At 34.7% G+C, this 15,552-nt stretch carries 29 protein-coding genes; all 29 read left to right on the top strand.

What is annotated here, in order from left to right; genetic code table 11:
• Window positions 1-43 precede the first annotated feature (43 nt).
• The 29 genes from rpsS (at window position 44) to rplM (ending at window position 15,550) form a co-directional block, all read left to right on the top strand.
• Window positions 44-322 (top strand): 30S ribosomal protein S19, encoded by a 279-nt coding sequence (gene rpsS / locus SBL15_RS08820; protein WP_001829710.1) that lies wholly within the window; start codon window positions 44-46, stop codon window positions 320-322.
• 27 nt (window positions 323-349) lie between these two features.
• Window positions 350-703 carry a 50S ribosomal protein L22 gene (gene rplV, locus SBL15_RS08815; RefSeq protein ID WP_001829734.1) on the top strand — a complete coding sequence of 118 codons (354 nt, stop codon included), beginning with the start codon at window positions 350-352 and terminating at the stop codon, window positions 701-703.
• A 23-nt stretch (window positions 704-726) separates the two neighbouring features.
• On the top strand, window positions 727-1,380 hold the full coding sequence (rpsC, locus tag SBL15_RS08810) for a 30S ribosomal protein S3 (RefSeq protein WP_011275129.1): 654 nt from the start codon (window positions 727-729) through the stop codon (window positions 1,378-1,380).
• A gap of 2 nt (window positions 1,381-1,382) precedes the next feature.
• Complete coding sequence (rplP, locus tag SBL15_RS08805; protein ID WP_002432945.1) at window positions 1,383-1,817, top strand: 50S ribosomal protein L16; 435 nt, start codon at window positions 1,383-1,385, stop codon at window positions 1,815-1,817.
• The gene (gene rpmC / locus SBL15_RS08800) at window positions 1,807-2,016 is read left to right on the top strand and encodes a 50S ribosomal protein L29 (protein WP_011275130.1); all 210 of its coding nucleotides are present in this window, start codon (window positions 1,807-1,809) and stop codon (window positions 2,014-2,016) included. Before rplP ends, rpmC begins: the two co-directional genes overlap by 11 nt.
• A gap of 26 nt (window positions 2,017-2,042) precedes the next feature.
• Window positions 2,043-2,306 carry a 30S ribosomal protein S17 gene (rpsQ, locus tag SBL15_RS08795; RefSeq protein WP_011275131.1) on the top strand — a complete coding sequence of 88 codons (264 nt, stop codon included), beginning with the start codon at window positions 2,043-2,045 and terminating at the stop codon, window positions 2,304-2,306.
• Between the two features lie 31 nt (window positions 2,307-2,337).
• Window positions 2,338-2,706 carry a 50S ribosomal protein L14 gene (rplN, locus tag SBL15_RS08790; protein WP_002466492.1) on the top strand — a complete coding sequence of 123 codons (369 nt, stop codon included), beginning with the start codon at window positions 2,338-2,340 and terminating at the stop codon, window positions 2,704-2,706.
• A gap of 35 nt (window positions 2,707-2,741) precedes the next feature.
• Window positions 2,742-3,059 carry a 50S ribosomal protein L24 gene (gene rplX / locus SBL15_RS08785; RefSeq protein ID WP_033079619.1) on the top strand — a complete coding sequence of 106 codons (318 nt, stop codon included), beginning with the start codon at window positions 2,742-2,744 and terminating at the stop codon, window positions 3,057-3,059.
• A gap of 25 nt (window positions 3,060-3,084) precedes the next feature.
• Window positions 3,085-3,624, top strand: coding sequence for a 50S ribosomal protein L5 (rplE, locus tag SBL15_RS08780; protein WP_011275133.1), 540 nt, complete (start codon window positions 3,085-3,087; stop codon window positions 3,622-3,624).
• A gap of 22 nt (window positions 3,625-3,646) precedes the next feature.
• Entirely contained in the window at window positions 3,647-3,832 is a 186-nt protein-coding gene (locus SBL15_RS08775) for a type Z 30S ribosomal protein S14 (RefSeq protein WP_001140799.1), read from the top strand.
• A gap of 31 nt (window positions 3,833-3,863) precedes the next feature.
• Entirely contained in the window at window positions 3,864-4,262 is a 399-nt protein-coding gene (rpsH, locus tag SBL15_RS08770) for a 30S ribosomal protein S8 (RefSeq protein WP_011275134.1), read from the top strand.
• 24 nt (window positions 4,263-4,286) lie between these two features.
• Window positions 4,287-4,823, top strand: a complete 537-nt coding sequence (gene rplF, locus SBL15_RS08765) for a 50S ribosomal protein L6 (RefSeq protein ID WP_011275135.1) — start codon at window positions 4,287-4,289, stop codon at window positions 4,821-4,823.
• A gap of 31 nt (window positions 4,824-4,854) precedes the next feature.
• The gene (gene rplR, locus SBL15_RS08760; RefSeq protein ID WP_011275136.1) at window positions 4,855-5,217 is read left to right on the top strand and encodes a 50S ribosomal protein L18; all 363 of its coding nucleotides are present in this window, start codon (window positions 4,855-4,857) and stop codon (window positions 5,215-5,217) included.
• Between the two features lie 20 nt (window positions 5,218-5,237).
• Window positions 5,238-5,738 carry a 30S ribosomal protein S5 gene (gene rpsE / locus SBL15_RS08755; protein WP_011275137.1) on the top strand — a complete coding sequence of 167 codons (501 nt, stop codon included), beginning with the start codon at window positions 5,238-5,240 and terminating at the stop codon, window positions 5,736-5,738.
• Between the two features lie 16 nt (window positions 5,739-5,754).
• The gene (gene rpmD, locus SBL15_RS08750) at window positions 5,755-5,934 is read left to right on the top strand and encodes a 50S ribosomal protein L30 (RefSeq protein WP_011275138.1); all 180 of its coding nucleotides are present in this window, start codon (window positions 5,755-5,757) and stop codon (window positions 5,932-5,934) included.
• A gap of 19 nt (window positions 5,935-5,953) precedes the next feature.
• Window positions 5,954-6,394: a 50S ribosomal protein L15 gene (gene rplO / locus SBL15_RS08745; protein WP_107613245.1), complete on the top strand. Its 441-nt coding sequence runs from the start codon at window positions 5,954-5,956 to the stop codon at window positions 6,392-6,394.
• Entirely contained in the window at window positions 6,394-7,686 is a 1,293-nt protein-coding gene (gene secY / locus SBL15_RS08740; RefSeq protein WP_011275140.1) for a preprotein translocase subunit SecY, read from the top strand. The genes rplO and secY overlap by 1 nt, the downstream gene beginning before the upstream one ends.
• Before the next feature lie 18 nt (window positions 7,687-7,704).
• On the top strand, window positions 7,705-8,355 hold the full coding sequence (locus SBL15_RS08735) for an adenylate kinase (RefSeq protein ID WP_037536020.1): 651 nt from the start codon (window positions 7,705-7,707) through the stop codon (window positions 8,353-8,355).
• A gap of 198 nt (window positions 8,356-8,553) precedes the next feature.
• The gene (infA, locus tag SBL15_RS08730; protein ID WP_001829792.1) at window positions 8,554-8,772 is read left to right on the top strand and encodes a translation initiation factor IF-1; all 219 of its coding nucleotides are present in this window, start codon (window positions 8,554-8,556) and stop codon (window positions 8,770-8,772) included.
• A gap of 31 nt (window positions 8,773-8,803) precedes the next feature.
• Window positions 8,804-8,917: a 50S ribosomal protein L36 gene (rpmJ, locus tag SBL15_RS08725; RefSeq protein WP_001829709.1), complete on the top strand. Its 114-nt coding sequence runs from the start codon at window positions 8,804-8,806 to the stop codon at window positions 8,915-8,917.
• Between the two features lie 22 nt (window positions 8,918-8,939).
• On the top strand, window positions 8,940-9,305 hold the full coding sequence (gene rpsM / locus SBL15_RS08720; RefSeq protein ID WP_011275142.1) for a 30S ribosomal protein S13: 366 nt from the start codon (window positions 8,940-8,942) through the stop codon (window positions 9,303-9,305).
• A 22-nt stretch (window positions 9,306-9,327) separates the two neighbouring features.
• A complete protein-coding gene (gene rpsK / locus SBL15_RS08715; RefSeq protein WP_000101625.1) occupies window positions 9,328-9,717 on the top strand; it encodes a 30S ribosomal protein S11 in 390 nt (129 codons plus the stop codon).
• Between the two features lie 83 nt (window positions 9,718-9,800).
• Window positions 9,801-10,745, top strand: coding sequence for a DNA-directed RNA polymerase subunit alpha (locus SBL15_RS08710; RefSeq protein WP_317955778.1), 945 nt, complete (start codon window positions 9,801-9,803; stop codon window positions 10,743-10,745).
• Window positions 10,746-10,766: 21 nt separating this feature from the next.
• Entirely contained in the window at window positions 10,767-11,138 is a 372-nt protein-coding gene (gene rplQ / locus SBL15_RS08705) for a 50S ribosomal protein L17 (protein ID WP_011275144.1), read from the top strand.
• 445 nt (window positions 11,139-11,583) lie between these two features.
• A complete protein-coding gene (locus tag SBL15_RS08700) occupies window positions 11,584-12,396 on the top strand; it encodes an energy-coupling factor transporter ATPase (RefSeq protein WP_053032319.1) in 813 nt (270 codons plus the stop codon).
• Window positions 12,393-13,256: an energy-coupling factor transporter ATPase gene (locus SBL15_RS08695; protein WP_107611814.1), complete on the top strand. Its 864-nt coding sequence runs from the start codon at window positions 12,393-12,395 to the stop codon at window positions 13,254-13,256. Before SBL15_RS08700 ends, SBL15_RS08695 begins: the two co-directional genes overlap by 4 nt.
• Entirely contained in the window at window positions 13,246-14,052 is an 807-nt protein-coding gene (locus SBL15_RS08690; RefSeq protein ID WP_317955773.1) for an energy-coupling factor transporter transmembrane component T, read from the top strand. The genes SBL15_RS08695 and SBL15_RS08690 overlap by 11 nt, the downstream gene beginning before the upstream one ends.
• 4 nt (window positions 14,053-14,056) lie before the next feature.
• On the top strand, window positions 14,057-14,860 hold the full coding sequence (truA, locus tag SBL15_RS08685) for a tRNA pseudouridine(38-40) synthase TruA (RefSeq protein WP_107611813.1): 804 nt from the start codon (window positions 14,057-14,059) through the stop codon (window positions 14,858-14,860).
• A gap of 252 nt (window positions 14,861-15,112) precedes the next feature.
• Window positions 15,113-15,550, top strand: a complete 438-nt coding sequence (gene rplM, locus SBL15_RS08680) for a 50S ribosomal protein L13 (protein ID WP_011275149.1) — start codon at window positions 15,113-15,115, stop codon at window positions 15,548-15,550.
• Window positions 15,551-15,552: the final 2 nt, after the last annotated feature.

Genomic DNA, 15,552 nt, shown 5'->3' with positions numbered 1-15,552 from the left:
GGCTTAATTGCTGCACGCACAAAATAAGAAGGGAGGCGCCCAAATGGCTCGTAGTATTAAAAAAGGACCTTTCGTCGATGATCATTTAATGAAAAAAGTAGAAGCTCAAGACGGAAGTGAAAAGAAACAAGTAATCAAAACATGGTCTCGTCGTTCTACAATTTTCCCAAATTTCATCGGTCATACTTTTGCAGTATACGATGGTCGTAAACATGTACCTGTTTATGTAACTGAAGATATGGTAGGTCACAAATTAGGTGAATTTGCTCCAACTCGTACATTTAAAGGACATGCTGCAGACGATAAAAAAACTAGAAGATAATAAATAGAAGTAGAGGAGGAAATCCTAATGGAAGCAAAAGCGGTTGCTAGAACAATCAGAATCGCACCTCGTAAAGTAAGATTAGTTCTTGACTTAATTAGAGGTAAAAATGCTGGAGAAGCTATTGCTATTTTAAAATTAACTAACAAAGCTTCATCACCAGTAATTGAAAAAGTATTAATGTCCGCTTTAGCAAATGCTGAACATAACTATGACATGAACACTGATGAATTAGTTGTTAAAGAAGCATATGCAAATGAAGGACCAACTTTAAAACGTTTCCGTCCACGTGCACAAGGTCGTGCAAGTGCTATCAATAAACGTACAAGCCACATTACAATCGTCGTAAGTGACGGTAAAGAAGAAGCTAAAGAAGCTTAATAACTATTTAAGGAGGGAACACTGTGGGTCAAAAAATTAATCCTATCGGACTTCGTGTCGGAATCATCCGTGACTGGGAAGCTAAATGGTATGCTGAAAAAGATTTCGCTTCACTTTTACACGAAGATTTAAGAATCCGTAAATTCATTGATAACGAATTAAAAGAAGCATCAGTTTCTCACGTTGAAATCGAACGTGCTGCTAACCGTATTAACATTGCTATTCACACTGGTAAACCAGGTATGGTAATTGGTAAAGGCGGATCAGAAATTGAAAAACTTCGTAATAAATTAAACAACTTAACTGATAAAAAAGTACACATCAACGTTATCGAAATCAAAAAAATTGATATCGATGCTCGTTTAGTTGCTGAGAATATTGCACGTCAATTAGAAAACCGTGCTTCATTCCGTCGTGTACAAAAACAAGCCATTTCAAGAGCTATGAAACTTGGTGCTAAAGGTATCAAAACTCAAGTATCAGGTCGTTTAGGCGGAGCTGACATTGCTCGTGCTGAACAATATTCAGAAGGAACTGTTCCACTTCATACTTTACGTGCTGACATCGATTATGCACATGCTGAAGCAGACACTACTTACGGTAAATTAGGTGTTAAAGTATGGATTTATCGTGGTGAAGTTCTTCCTACTAAGAATACTAGTGAAGGAGGAAAATAATAATGTTACTACCAAAACGTGTTAAATATCGTCGTCAACATCGTCCTAAAACAACTGGTCGTTCAAAAGGCGGTAATTATGTAACATTTGGTGAGTATGGATTACAAGCTACTACAACATCTTGGATCACATCTCGTCAAATCGAATCTGCTCGTATTGCTATGACACGTTACATGAAACGTGGCGGGAAAGTTTGGATTAAAATCTTCCCTCATACACCATATACTAAAAAACCTTTAGAAGTACGTATGGGTGCTGGTAAAGGTGCCGTTGAAGGCTGGATCGCTGTTGTAAAACCAGGTAGAATTTTATTCGAGGTTGCAGGCGTATCAGAAGAAGTTGCTCGTGAAGCATTACGTTTAGCAAGTCACAAACTTCCAGTGAAAACTAAGTTTGTAAAACGTGAAGAATTGGGTGGTGAAACAAATGAAAGCTAAGGAAATTAGAGACTTAACCACTTCAGAAATCGAAGAACAAATCAAATCTTCAAAAGAAGAGCTTTTTAACCTACGCTTTCAGTTAGCTACAGGTCAATTAGAGGAAACTGCACGTATTCGTACAGTTAGAAAAACAATTGCACGTCTAAAAACTGTTGCTCGTGAAAGAGAAATCGAAGAAAGCAAAGCTAATCAATAATATATTCGAAAGAGGAGGTTACAAAAGTGAGTGAAAGAAACGATCGTAAAGTTTATGTAGGTAAAGTTGTTTCAGACAAAATGGACAAAACTATCACTGTATTAGTTGAAACTTACAAAACACACAAATTATACGGTAAACGTGTAAAATACTCTAAAAAATACAAAACTCATGATGAAAACAATTCAGCTAAATTAGGAGACATTGTTAAAATTCAAGAAACTCGTCCTTTATCAGCATCAAAACGTTTTCGTTTAGTAGAAATTGTTGAAGAGTCAGTAATTATTTAATACAAGATTAGAGATAAGGGAGGTTTAACTAATGATCCAACAAGAAACTCGTTTAAAAGTAGCAGACAACTCTGGTGCTCGTGAAGTTCTTACAATTAAAGTATTAGGTGGATCTGGTCGCAAAACAGCGAACATCGGCGATGTTATCGTATGTACTGTTAAAAATGCAACACCAGGTGGCGTTGTTAAAAAAGGTGACGTAGTCAAAGCTGTTGTCGTTAGAACTAAATCAGGCGTTCGTCGTAATGATGGTTCTTATATCAAGTTTGATGAAAATGCATGTGTCATTATTCGTGATGACAAAGGCCCACGTGGTACTCGTATCTTTGGTCCTGTTGCTCGTGAATTACGTGAAGGTAACTTCATGAAAATCGTTTCATTAGCACCAGAAGTACTTTAATTTATAAAAACCAAATCATTTAAGGAGGTGCCCACATGCATATCAAAAAAGGTGACAACGTAAAAGTTATCGCAGGTAAAGACAAAGGTAAAGAAGGTAAAGTAATCGCTACTGAACCTAAAAAAGACCGTGTCGTTGTGGAAGGTGTTAATGTTATTAAAAAACACCAAAAACCAACTCAATTAAATCCTGAAGGTGGAATCTTAGAAACAGAGGCAGCAATCCATGTTTCTAACGTACAATTATTAGATCCTAAAACAAACGAACCTACCCGTGTTGGTTACAAATTTGTTGATGGTAAAAAAGTTCGTATCGCTAAAAAATCTGGCGAAGAAATCAAAACTAATAATTAATAACTAGTTGAAAGGAGGATCCACTTTGAACCGTTTAAAAGAAAGATACAATACTGAAGTTACTGAAAACTTAGTGAAAAAATTCAACTATAGTTCTGTAATGGAAGTACCAAAAATCGAAAAAATCGTTGTAAATATGGGTGTAGGTGATGCAGTTCAAAACTCTAAAGTGTTAGATAACGCTGTAGAAGAATTAGAATTAATCACTGGTCAAAAACCATTAGTAACAAAAGCAAAAAAATCAGTTGCAACATTCCGTTTACGTGAAGGTATGCCAATCGGTGCGAAAGTTACACTTCGCGGAGAAAGAATGTATGAATTCTTAGATAAATTAATCGCAGTTTCATTACCTCGTGTACGTGACTTCCAAGGTGTTTCTAAAACAGCATTCGATGGTCGTGGTAACTACACTTTAGGAATTAAAGAACAATTAATTTTCCCAGAAATCGACTATGATAAAGTAAGTAAAGTAAGAGGAATGGATATTGTTATCGTAACAACTGCTAACACTGACGAGGAAGCTCGTGAATTGTTAACAAACTTCGGTATGCCATTTCGTAAATAATCTCTAAAAGGAGGCTAATTAAGTGGCTAAAACTTCTATGGTTGCTAAGCAACAGAAAAAACAAAAATATGCAGTACGTGAATATACTCGTTGTGAACGTTGTGGTCGTCCACATTCTGTATATCGTAAATTCAAATTATGCCGTATTTGTTTCCGTGAATTAGCTTACAAAGGGCAAATCCCTGGCGTACGTAAAGCTAGCTGGTAATATATAAGAGTCTGAAAGGAGGCAACAATCAATGACAATGACAGATCCAATCGCAGATATGCTTACTCGTGTTAGAAACGCAAACATGGTGCGTCACGAGAAATTAGAATTACCTGCGTCTAACATTAAAAAACAAATTGCTGAAATCTTAAAAAGTGAAGGTTTCATTAAAAACGTAGAATACGTTGAAGATGATAAACAAGGTGTTATTCGTTTATTCTTAAAATATGGTCAAAACAATGAACGTGTTATCACAGGATTAAAACGTATCTCTAAACCAGGTTTACGTGTATATGCTAAAGCAAACGAAGTACCTAAAGTATTAAATGGTTTAGGTATTGCATTAGTTTCAACTTCTGAAGGTGTTATCACTGACAAAGAAGCTAGAAAACGTAACGTTGGCGGAGAAATTATCGCATACGTTTGGTAATAATAAATAAGGAGGTGCCATAACATGAGTCGTGTTGGTAAGAAAATTATTGACATCCCTAGCGACGTTACAGTAACTTTTGATGGTCATACTGCTACTGTAAAAGGTCCTAAAGGTGAATTAACTAGAACATTTAACGAAAGAATGACTTTCAAACAAGAAGAAAACACTATCGAAGTTGTAAGACCTACTGAGTCTAAAGAAGATAGAACAGTTCATGGTACAACTCGTGCTTTATTAAATAATATGGTACAAGGTGTTTCTCAAGGTTTCGAAAAAACACTTGAGCTTGTTGGTGTAGGTTACCGTGCTCAAATGCAAGGTAGTGACTTAGTATTAAACGTTGGTTACTCTCACCCTGTTGAAATTAAAGCTGAAGATGGCATTACTTTCGCAGTAGAGAAAAACACAACTGTTAGAGTATCTGGTGTATCTAAAGAACAAGTTGGAGCAATTGCTTCTAACATCCGTTCAGTAAGACCTCCAGAACCTTACAAAGGAAAAGGTATCCGTTACCAAGGTGAATATGTTCGCCGTAAAGAAGGTAAAACAGGTAAATAATAGATAACTCTCTTAAGAAAGGAGTAATACAATGATCAGTAAAATTGATAAAAACAAAGTGCGTTTGAAAAGACATGCTCGTGTGCGTACTAAATTATCAGGTACAGCTGAAAAACCACGTTTAAATGTATATCGTTCAAACAAACACATTTATGCACAAATTATCGATGATGTTAAAGGCGAAACTTTAGTTCAAGCTTCATCAAAAGATAAAGATATCGCAAGTGATTCAACTTCTAAAGTAGATTTATCTACTAAAGTAGGAGAAGCAATTGCTAAAAAAGCATCAGACAAAGGTATTAAAGAAATCGTATTTGATCGTGGCGGTTACTTATACCATGGTCGTGTAAAAGCTTTAGCAGAAGCTGCTAGAGAAAGCGGATTAGAATTTTAATTTAAAGGAGGGACAAATACATGGCTCGTAGAGAAGAAGAAACGAAAGAATTTGAAGAACGCGTTGTAACAATCAACCGTGTTGCTAAAGTTGTTAAAGGTGGTCGTCGTTTCCGTTTCACTGCATTAGTAGTAGTTGGAGACAAAAATGGTCGTGTAGGTTTCGGTACTGGTAAAGCTCAAGAGGTACCTGAAGCTATCAAAAAAGCTGTTGAAGCAGCTAAAAAAGATTTAGTAGTTGTTCCACGTGTTGAAGGAACTACTCCTCACACTATCACTGGCCGTTATGGTTCAGGTAGCGTATTCATGAAACCAGCTGCACCTGGTACAGGAGTTATCGCTGGTGGTCCAGTTCGTGCCGTATTAGAATTAGCAGGTATCACTGATATCTTAAGTAAATCATTAGGATCTAACACACCAATTAATATGGTTCGTGCTACAATCAATGGTTTACAAAACCTTAAAAATGCTGAAGATGTTGCTAAATTACGCGGCAAATCAGTAGAAGAATTATATAATTAAGGAGGGAAAATAGATAATGGCTAAATTACAAATTACCCTCACTCGTAGTGTTATTGGTCGTCCTGAAACACAACGTAAAACTGTTGAAGCATTAGGTCTTAAAAAGACTAATAGTTCAGTAGTAGTTGAAGATAACCCTGCTATCCGTGGGCAAATCAACAAAGTTAGACACTTATTGACAGTAGAAGAAAAATAATTAAGGAGGTGCCTATATAATGAAATTAAATGAGTTAAAAGCAGCTGAAGGTTCACGTCGTGTACGTAACCGCGTTGGCCGTGGTGCTGGTTCTGGTAACGGTAAAACTAGTGGTCGCGGACAAAAAGGTCAAAAAGCACGTTCAGGTGGTGGCGTAAGACCTGGATTTGAAGGTGGACAATTACCTTTATTCCGTCGTTTACCAAAACGTGGTTTCACTAACATTAATCGTAAAGAATATGCTATTGTTAACTTAGACCAACTTAATAAATTTGAAGATGGTACTGAAGTAACTCCAGCTTTATTAGTTGAAACTGGTGTAGTTAAGAATGAAAAATCTGGTATCAAAATACTAGGTAATGGCTCACTTGATAAAAAATTGACAGTGAAAGCTCATAAATTCTCAGCTTCAGCAGTAGAAGCAATTGATGCAAAAGGTGGAGCACACGAGGTGATCTAATGTTTCAAACGCTTGTGAGCTTCTTTAAAACTAAAGAAGTTCGAAACAAGATTTTCTTTACCTTAGCAATGTTAGTTATATTCAAAATAGGAACTTACATTCCGGCTCCAGGAGTTAACCCTGAGCCTTTTGAACAACAAGGTTCTGATCAAGGAGTCGCCGCTCTTCTTAATACGTTTGGTGGCGGAGCCTTAAAGAACTTTTCAATATTTGCTATGGGCATCATGCCCTACATCACCGCATCTATCGTAATGCAATTACTACAAATGGATATTGTTCCGAAATTCTCTGAATGGGCGAAACAAGGTGAAGTAGGTAAAAGAAAGCTTAGCAATGTAACACGTTATTTCGCTATCATTTTGGCTTTTATACAGTCAATTGGTATGGCATTCCAATTTAATAACTATTTAGGTGGTAAATTAATTATTCACCAATCTATTATGAGTTATTTATTGATTGCCGTTGTTTTAACAGCAGGAACTGCATTTCTAATTTGGCTTGGTGATCAAATCACTCAATTCGGAGTTGGTAATGGTATTTCTATCATTATCTTTGCAGGTATTTTATCAACTTTGCCTTCATCAATTATTCAATTCGTGCAACAAGCATTCGTTGGTAATGATGATACTACATTGGCATGGTTAAAAGTTATTGGTTTAATTGTAGGATTAGTTTTACTAACAATTGGTGCTATTTATGTACTAGAAGCGAAACGTAAAATTCCTATCCAATATGCTAAAAAACAGTCTGCTCAAAGATTAGGATCACAAGCAACTTATCTACCTTTAAAAGTTAACTCTGCAGGGGTAATTCCAGTAATCTTTGCGATGGCATTTTTCCTATTGCCAAGAACATTAACATTGTTCTTCCCAAAAGCTGATTGGGCGCAAACTATATCTGAATATGCTAACCCTTCAAACACTTACGGCATGATTGTTTATGTAGTATTAATTATTGCATTTACGTATTTCTATGCCTTTGTTCAAGTTAATCCTGAAAAAATGGCTGATAACTTGAAGAAACAAGGTAGTTACGTTCCAGGTATAAGACCTGGTGAACAAACTAAAAAATATATTACTAAAGTACTTTATCGCTTAACTTTTGTCGGCTCTATTTTCTTAGCAGTCATTGCGATATTACCAATATTAGCGACTAAGTTCATGAGTTTACCTCAATCAATACAAATTGGTGGTACAAGTTTATTAATCGTAATTGGTGTTGCAATTGAAACTATGAAATCACTTGAAGCTCAAGTGAGTCAAAAAGAATATAAAGGCTTTGGTGGTAGATAATTTGTAGGAGGGCAATTTATGAATATCATTTTAATGGGTTTACCTGGCGCAGGTAAAGGAACTCAAGCGAGTGAAATTGTTAAGAAATTCCCAATACCACATATATCTACTGGTGACATGTTCAGAAAAGCGATTAAAGATGAAACAGATTTAGGAAAAGAAGCTAAATCTTACATGGATCGTGGAGAATTAGTCCCTGATGAAGTTACTGTAGGTATCGTTAAAGAAAGAATATCTGAAGACGATGCAAAAAAAGGATTCTTATTAGATGGCTTCCCAAGAACAATCGATCAAGCTGAGGCGTTAAATGATATTATGTCTGAGCTTGATAGAAACATCGATGCTGTCATTAACATCGAAGTTCCTGAGGAAGAATTGATGAATCGTCTTACAGGTCGTCGTATCTGTGAAAAATGTGGTACGACTTATCATCTTGTATTTAATCCTCCAAAGGTTGATGGTATTTGTGATATCGATGGTGGAAAGCTTTATCAACGCGAAGATGATAATCCTGAAACAGTATCTAATCGCTTAAACGTTAATGTTAAACAGTCAAAACCTATTTTAGAGTACTATAATGAAAAAGGTGTGCTAAAAAACATTGATGGTGCGAAAGATATTGACGATGTAACCAAAGATGTCATTGATATCTTAGATCAATTAAAATAGATCAACTTAATACGGTCTAGATTTATGTGAATTTGATTAGGTTTCTCTGGCAAGAATTAATTTTCTGAGTGTCGAATGACGATAATAATTCCCGCATTTTGTTAAACTTATTTTAACTAGTCACTATATTAGATTCGTATCGTTGAAGTTGTCTATTGACGATTACCTTACTATTGTAAAAAGGGAGGAAGTTAATCAATGGCGAAACAAGATGTAATTGAATTAGAAGGTACAGTATTAGATACTTTACCAAATGCTATGTTTAAAGTAGAATTAGAAAATGGTCATGAGATTTTAGCTCACGTAAGTGGTAAAATTAGAATGAATTATATTCGTATTCTACCTGGCGACAAAGTAACTGTAGAAATGTCTCCGTATGATTTATCACGCGGTAGAATTACTTATCGTTATAAATAATCGTCACTCCATAATATAGGGAGGTATAAAAATGAAAGTAAGACCATCAGTTAAACCAATTTGCGAAAAATGTAAAGTCATTAAACGTAAAGGTAAAGTAATGGTAATTTGTGACAATCCTAAGCACAAACAAAGACAAGGTTAATAAAAGAGAGGTGTAAATATATATGGCACGTATTGCAGGAGTAGATATCCCACGTGAAAAACGCATTGTTATCTCATTAACATATGTATATGGTATTGGTACTTCAACAGCTAAAAAAATCGTTGAAGAAGCTAACGTATCAGCAGACACACGTGTAAAAGATTTAACAGATGACGAATTAGGTCGTATTCGTGAAGTTGTTGACAGTTATAAAGTTGAAGGTGACTTACGTCGTGAACAAAACTTAAACATTAAACGTTTAATGGAAATTTCTTCATACCGTGGTATCCGTCACCGTCGTGGTTTACCAGTTCGCGGTCAAAAAACTAAAAACAACGCACGTACTCGTAAAGGCCCAGTTAAAACTGTAGCTAACAAGAAAAAATAATAGGTAAAGGAGGCAAATATAAATGGCACGTAAACAAGTATCTCGTAAACGTAGAGTTAAAAAGAATATTGAAAATGGTGTGGCTCACATCCGTTCAACATTCAACAATACAATCGTAACTATCACTGATGAATTTGGTAATGCTTTATCTTGGTCATCAGCTGGTGCATTAGGTTTCAAAGGATCTAAAAAATCAACACCATTCGCAGCTCAAATGGCTTCTGAAACTGCTTCAAAATCTGCAATGGAACATGGTTTAAAAACTGTTGAAGTAACAGTAAAAGGACCTGGACCAGGTCGTGAATCAGCTATCCGTGCATTACAATCAGCTGGTTTAGAAGTAACTGCAATCAGAGACGTTACTCCAGTACCTCATAACGGTTGTCGTCCACCAAAACGTCGTCGCGTCTAATTTATAATAGATTGTTATTGTTACAGGTCACTGAGCGAAACAGTTTAAAATTAAGTCGACGTAATTAAGGAGGATTTTTGTAAATGATAGAAATTGAAAAACCTAGAATTGAGACAATTGAAATTAGTGAAGATGCTAAATTCGGTAAGTTCGTTGTTGAACCACTAGAACGTGGCTACGGTACTACACTAGGAAACTCCTTACGTCGTATCCTACTATCTTCATTACCAGGTGCAGCCGTTAAGTACATTGAAATCGAAGGTGTTTTACACGAATTCTCAGCTATAGATAATGTTGTTGAAGATGTTTCTACTATTATTATGAACATCAAAAAATTAGCACTCAAAATCTATTCTGAAGAAGATAAAACATTAGAAATCGATGTTCGAGATGAAGGCGAAGTTACTGCAAGTGACATTACTCACGATAGTGATGTAGAAGTTCTAAATCCAGAACTTAAAATCGCAACAGTGTCTAAAGGTGGACATTTAAAAATTCGTCTAGTTGCTAACAAGGGTAGAGGTTACGCATTAGCAGAAAAAAATAATACTAGTGATTTACCAATCGGTGTAATTCCTGTTGATTCACTATACTCACCAGTTGAACGTGTTAACTATACAGTTGAAAACACACGTGTCGGTCAAAGTAGTGATTTTGATAAATTAACTTTAGATGTTTGGACTAATGGTTCAATCACTCCACAAGAGTCAGTATCATTAGCTGCTAAGATTTTGACTGAACATTTAAATATTTTTGTAGGTCTTACAGATGAAGCTCAAAATGCTGAAATCATGATTGAAAAAGAAGAAGATCAAAAAGAAAAAGTACTTGAAATGTCTATTGAAGAATTAGACTTATCAGTACGTTCATACAACTGTTTAAAACGTGCAGGAATCAATTCAGTTCAAGAGTTAGCTGATAAATCTGAAGCTGATATGATGAAAGTTCGTAATTTAGGTCGTAAATCTCTAGAAGAAGTTAAATATAAATTAGAAGATTTAGGATTAGGATTAAGAAAAGAAGATTAATAAGTTAAAGGAGGTCAAATCATGGGTTACAGAAAATTAGGTCGTACTTCTGATCAACGTAAAGCTATGTTACGTGACTTAGCTACTTCACTTATCGTTAGTGAGCGCATTGAAACTACAGAAGCTCGTGCAAAAGAAGTTCGTAGTGTTGTTGAGAAATTAATCACTTTAGGTAAAAAAGGAGATTTAGCTTCTCGTCGTAATGCTGCAAAAACATTACGTAATGTTGAAATCTTAAATGAAGATGAAACTACACAAACTGCACTTCAAAAATTATTCGGTGAAATTGCTGAACGTTATACAGAACGTCAAGGTGGTTACACTCGTATTCTTAAAGTAGGTCCTCGTCGCGGAGACGGTGCTGAATCAGTTATCATCGAATTAGTAGATTAATTCAAGATATAAATACACTAACTACTTATATGTAAAGCAAATGAGTGCAACGATAATGTTTGCCACATACAAATATTGTCTAGCTCAGAGTGCCCCATCAATTAAATATATTTCAAAGCGTGAACTCAACTAAAATATGATGGGGTGCGCGCTTTTTTATTTTCAAAGAAGCAATTAGCTTCTATTCAACCAATAAATTATTATATATAATACTAAGAACTCAAATGGTCATAGTTTATATTGAAAAAATCGCATTAGTTGACCAAAATGAAAGCTTTTATTTAGTTTTTCAGTTTTAGTCATCCTTAATAGGGGCGGGACAATGGATTCGAAATGAATTCTGTCCGGTCCCTTTTTATTTTGAAAAAATGAAATAAAACAATAATATACATGCAAATCATATTCATGTAAACTATACTAGTACAAAGTTTTAGGAGGGATTCTAGTGGAGGCGAATAACACTAATATTATTGAACTTAAGCAAGTTGACTTTCAATATCAAGGCGATGCAGCCTTCACATTAAATAATGTATCCTTTAAGATTCCTAAAAATCAATGGACTTCAATTGTTGGACATAATGGGTCAGGAAAATCAACAATAGCTAAATTAATAGTTGGTATTGAAATTGCAACCAATGGTACGATTTTTTTCAATCAATCACCTATCTCTAATAATGATTTCAAAGATATACGAGAACACGTTGGAATTGTCTTCCAAAATCCAGAAAATCAATTTGTAGGTTCGATTGTTAAATACGATGTTGCGTTTGGTTTAGAGAACCACGCTGTTCCAACTGAAAAAATGAAAGAAATAGTAGCACAATCTATTAGTGACGTTGGAATGACGGATTATGCAGATAGTGAACCACATTCATTATCAGGAGGACAGAAGCAACGAGTAGCTATTGCAGGTGTATTAGCATTAAGTCCTTCAGTCATTATTTTAGATGAAGCGACATCTATGTTAGACCCTCAAGCAAAGAAATCATTGATGAGTTTAATACAAGAAGTTAAAGCAACTAAAGATGTAACAATTATTTCGATTACGCATGACTTAACTGAGGCGCTTGAAGGTGATCATGTCATAGTGATGAATCAAGGAACAGTTTATAAAGAAGGAAATCCACAAACAATATTTAAAGATATAAAAATGTTACAAGAAATTGGACTAGATTTACCTTTCTCAATGAAAATCAATCAACTTTTAGGATTTGATGACCACTTTATTACTTACGAAGGGTTGGTCGAAAAGCTATGAAAATTAAGTTTAATGATGTTACCTACACCTATCAACAGGGTACACCATATGAGTATAAAGCGTTAGACCACATTAATTTAACTATTGAGCAGGGTAAATACTATGCAATTGTTGGACAAACTGGAAGTGGAAAATCAACTTTAATTCAGCATTTCAATGGGTTATTAAAACCTACTTATGGCAATATTGAGCATGATGAACTTACGATTCATTCTAAAACTAAAGATAAATTTATTAGACCAATCAGACAAAAAGTTGGGCTAGTTTTTCAATTTCCTGAATCACAATTATTTGAAGATAATATTGAAAGAGAAATTGAGTTTGGACCTAAGAATTTTGGAATGAATGTTAAAGAAGTGAAAGAAAGAGCTTTTGATTTATTGTTAGAGTTAGGTTTTCCAAGAAATGTTATGTCTTTATCACCATTCCAAATGTCTGGCGGCCAAATGCGTAAAATTGCAATTGTTTCAATCTTAGCTATGAACCCGGATGTCATTGTTTTAGATGAACCTACTGCTGGATTAGACCCAAAGAGCCGTCAACAAGTAATGGAGCTATTTAAAGAAATACAACTAAAACAAAATAAAACAATCATACTTGTATCTCATGATATGAATGAAGTTGCGAAATATGCTGAAGAAATTATCGTGATGAATGATGGAAATATTATCGAGCAAGTCACACCAAAAGAGTTGTTTAGACAAGGTAGTAAACTTGAAGAGTGGCATATAGCCTTACCAGATATTGTTCAGTTACAACGTGATATTGAAATTAAACATGGTATCAAATTTAAGACAATCGCACTTACTGAGAAGGAATTTGTAAGTATGTACCAGGAGTGGCAACATCATGAAGAATAAATTAATTATAGGTAGATATTTACCTAATAACTCTGTAATTCATCAGCTAGATCCACGAGCTAAAGTTTTATTTGTATTTATGTTTATTATTTTAATATTTTTTGCTCATTCTTTTGCAACGTTTGGGTGGATTATCTTATTAATTCTAATGTTTATGTTTTTAGCGAAGATTAAATTATGGTTTTTAATTAAAGGATTAACACCAATATTTATTTTTACTATATTCACATTCTTCATGCATATCTTCTTCACACATGGTGGAACAAGATTAGTTGATTTTGGAATTATTAAAATTGATAGTGCTGGTATTTTAGAAGGTATCTTTATTTCATTACGTCTCATCACAATTGTTATGGTTGCAACAATAATGACGCTATCAACGAGCCCAATCGATTTAACAGATGCTTTTGAAAAATTGCTAACGCCATTAAAATGGTTTAAATTGCCTGTGCATCAATTAAGCATGATTATGTCAATCGCTTTAAGATTCATTCCAACTTTAATGGATGAATTAGATAAAATCATACTAGCTCAAAAATCACGAGGTTCTGAACTAAGTTCAGGTAGCATAATGACACGTATAAAAGCATTTATTCCTTTAATGATTCCATTATTTATCTCAGCTTTTCAAAGAGCAGAGGAATTAGCAATCGCTATGGAAGTACGTGGTTATGATGCTAATGTAAAACGAACAAGTTACAGAAAGCTACAATGGCATATTGGGGACACGATGTGCTTAATAAGTATCATCCCAATAGCCATAGTATTATTAGTATTAAAATATATTGGAGTGTAATACAGTGCGTATACTTGTTAATATTTCTTATCAAGGAAGTCAATTTCTAGGGTTTCAAATTCAACAGCAAGGAAGAACTGTGCAACAACAATTTGAAAAGATATTAAAGCGTATGCATCGGCGACATGTTCGCATTCATCCTTCAAGTCGTACGGACAGAGGTGTACATGCGTATGAACAATTTTTTCATTTTGATACAGACTTAAATATTGAACCACAGCAATGGAAGTATGCGATGAATAGTGCTTTACCTGATGATATATACGTCAAAGAAGTTCAACAAGTCGATGATCATTTTCATTGTCGTTATGACTGTCTAGGCAAGCGATATCGCTATAAAGTATATCAAGCAACGCATCGTAATCCTTTTGAAAGTGGCTTAAAGACATTTATTAAAGAAGATTTAAATTATTCAAAAATGAACGAAGCTGCAAAACATTTCATTGGAACACATGATTTTACAGGATTCTGCTCTCAAAAGACTGAAGTCGAAAGCAAAATACGTACGTTATATCAAAGTGAAATCATTCAAACAGATGAAGGGTTTGACTATGTTGTGACAGGGTCAGGCTTTTTATATAATATGGTTCGCGTGTTAGTAGCGTTTCTAATTGAAGTAGGAAAAGGTAAACGTCATCCAAGTGAAGTGCCAACGCTATTAAATGAAAAAAATAGAGATAGTGTACCATTTACAGCACCTGCAGAAGGTCTCTATTTAGAGAAGATATATTTAACAGAAAAAGACTTAACAACAGACTTTGGAGACAATATTAAAATTCATCGTAAAAAATCATTACAAAATGACTAAATTGCATTGACAAACGGAGCTATAAAATATAACATAGTTAACGGTATTGTTTTATATCCACCCCATGATAAGCCCCGGAAACTTATTGTGTTACAAGATATATAAGCAAATTATACAGGAATAAAATAAATGAACATTTACGCTTTGAAAATCGTAACAGAATGAATAGATTGCAGGCCTCGTTCGTAGGTTCGACTGCGATACGTACCTGTAATCTAAAACGAAGCATTTATTTTTAGGAGGACAATTATTATGCGTCAAACATTTATGGCAAATGAATCAAACATTGAGCGCAAATGGTATGTTATTGATGCTGAAGGCCAAACATTAGGTCGTTTATCATCTGAAGTAGCATCTATCTTACGCGGTAAAAATAAAGTAACTTATACACCACACGTTGACACTGGTGATTATGTAATCATCATTAACGCTGCTAAAATCGAATTAACTGGTAAAAAAGAATCAGATAAAATTTATTATCGTCACTCAAACCACCCAGGCGGTATCAAATCAGTTACAGCTGGTGAGTTAAAACGTAATAATCCAGAACGTTTACTTGAAACTTCAATCAAAGGTATGTTACCAAGTTCACGTTTAGGTGAAAAACAAGGTAAAAAATTATTTGTATATGGTGGCGCTGAACATCCACACGCTGCACAACAACCAGAAAACTACGAGTTACGTGGTTAATT

This window comes from Staphylococcus sp. NWU MKU2, from assembly GCF_033283605.1.
Lineage (GTDB): Bacteria > Bacillota > Bacilli > Staphylococcales > Staphylococcaceae > Staphylococcus > Staphylococcus haemolyticus.
Note: the sequence above shows the minus strand (reverse complement) of the source record. Positions and strands in the feature narration are given on the sequence as shown.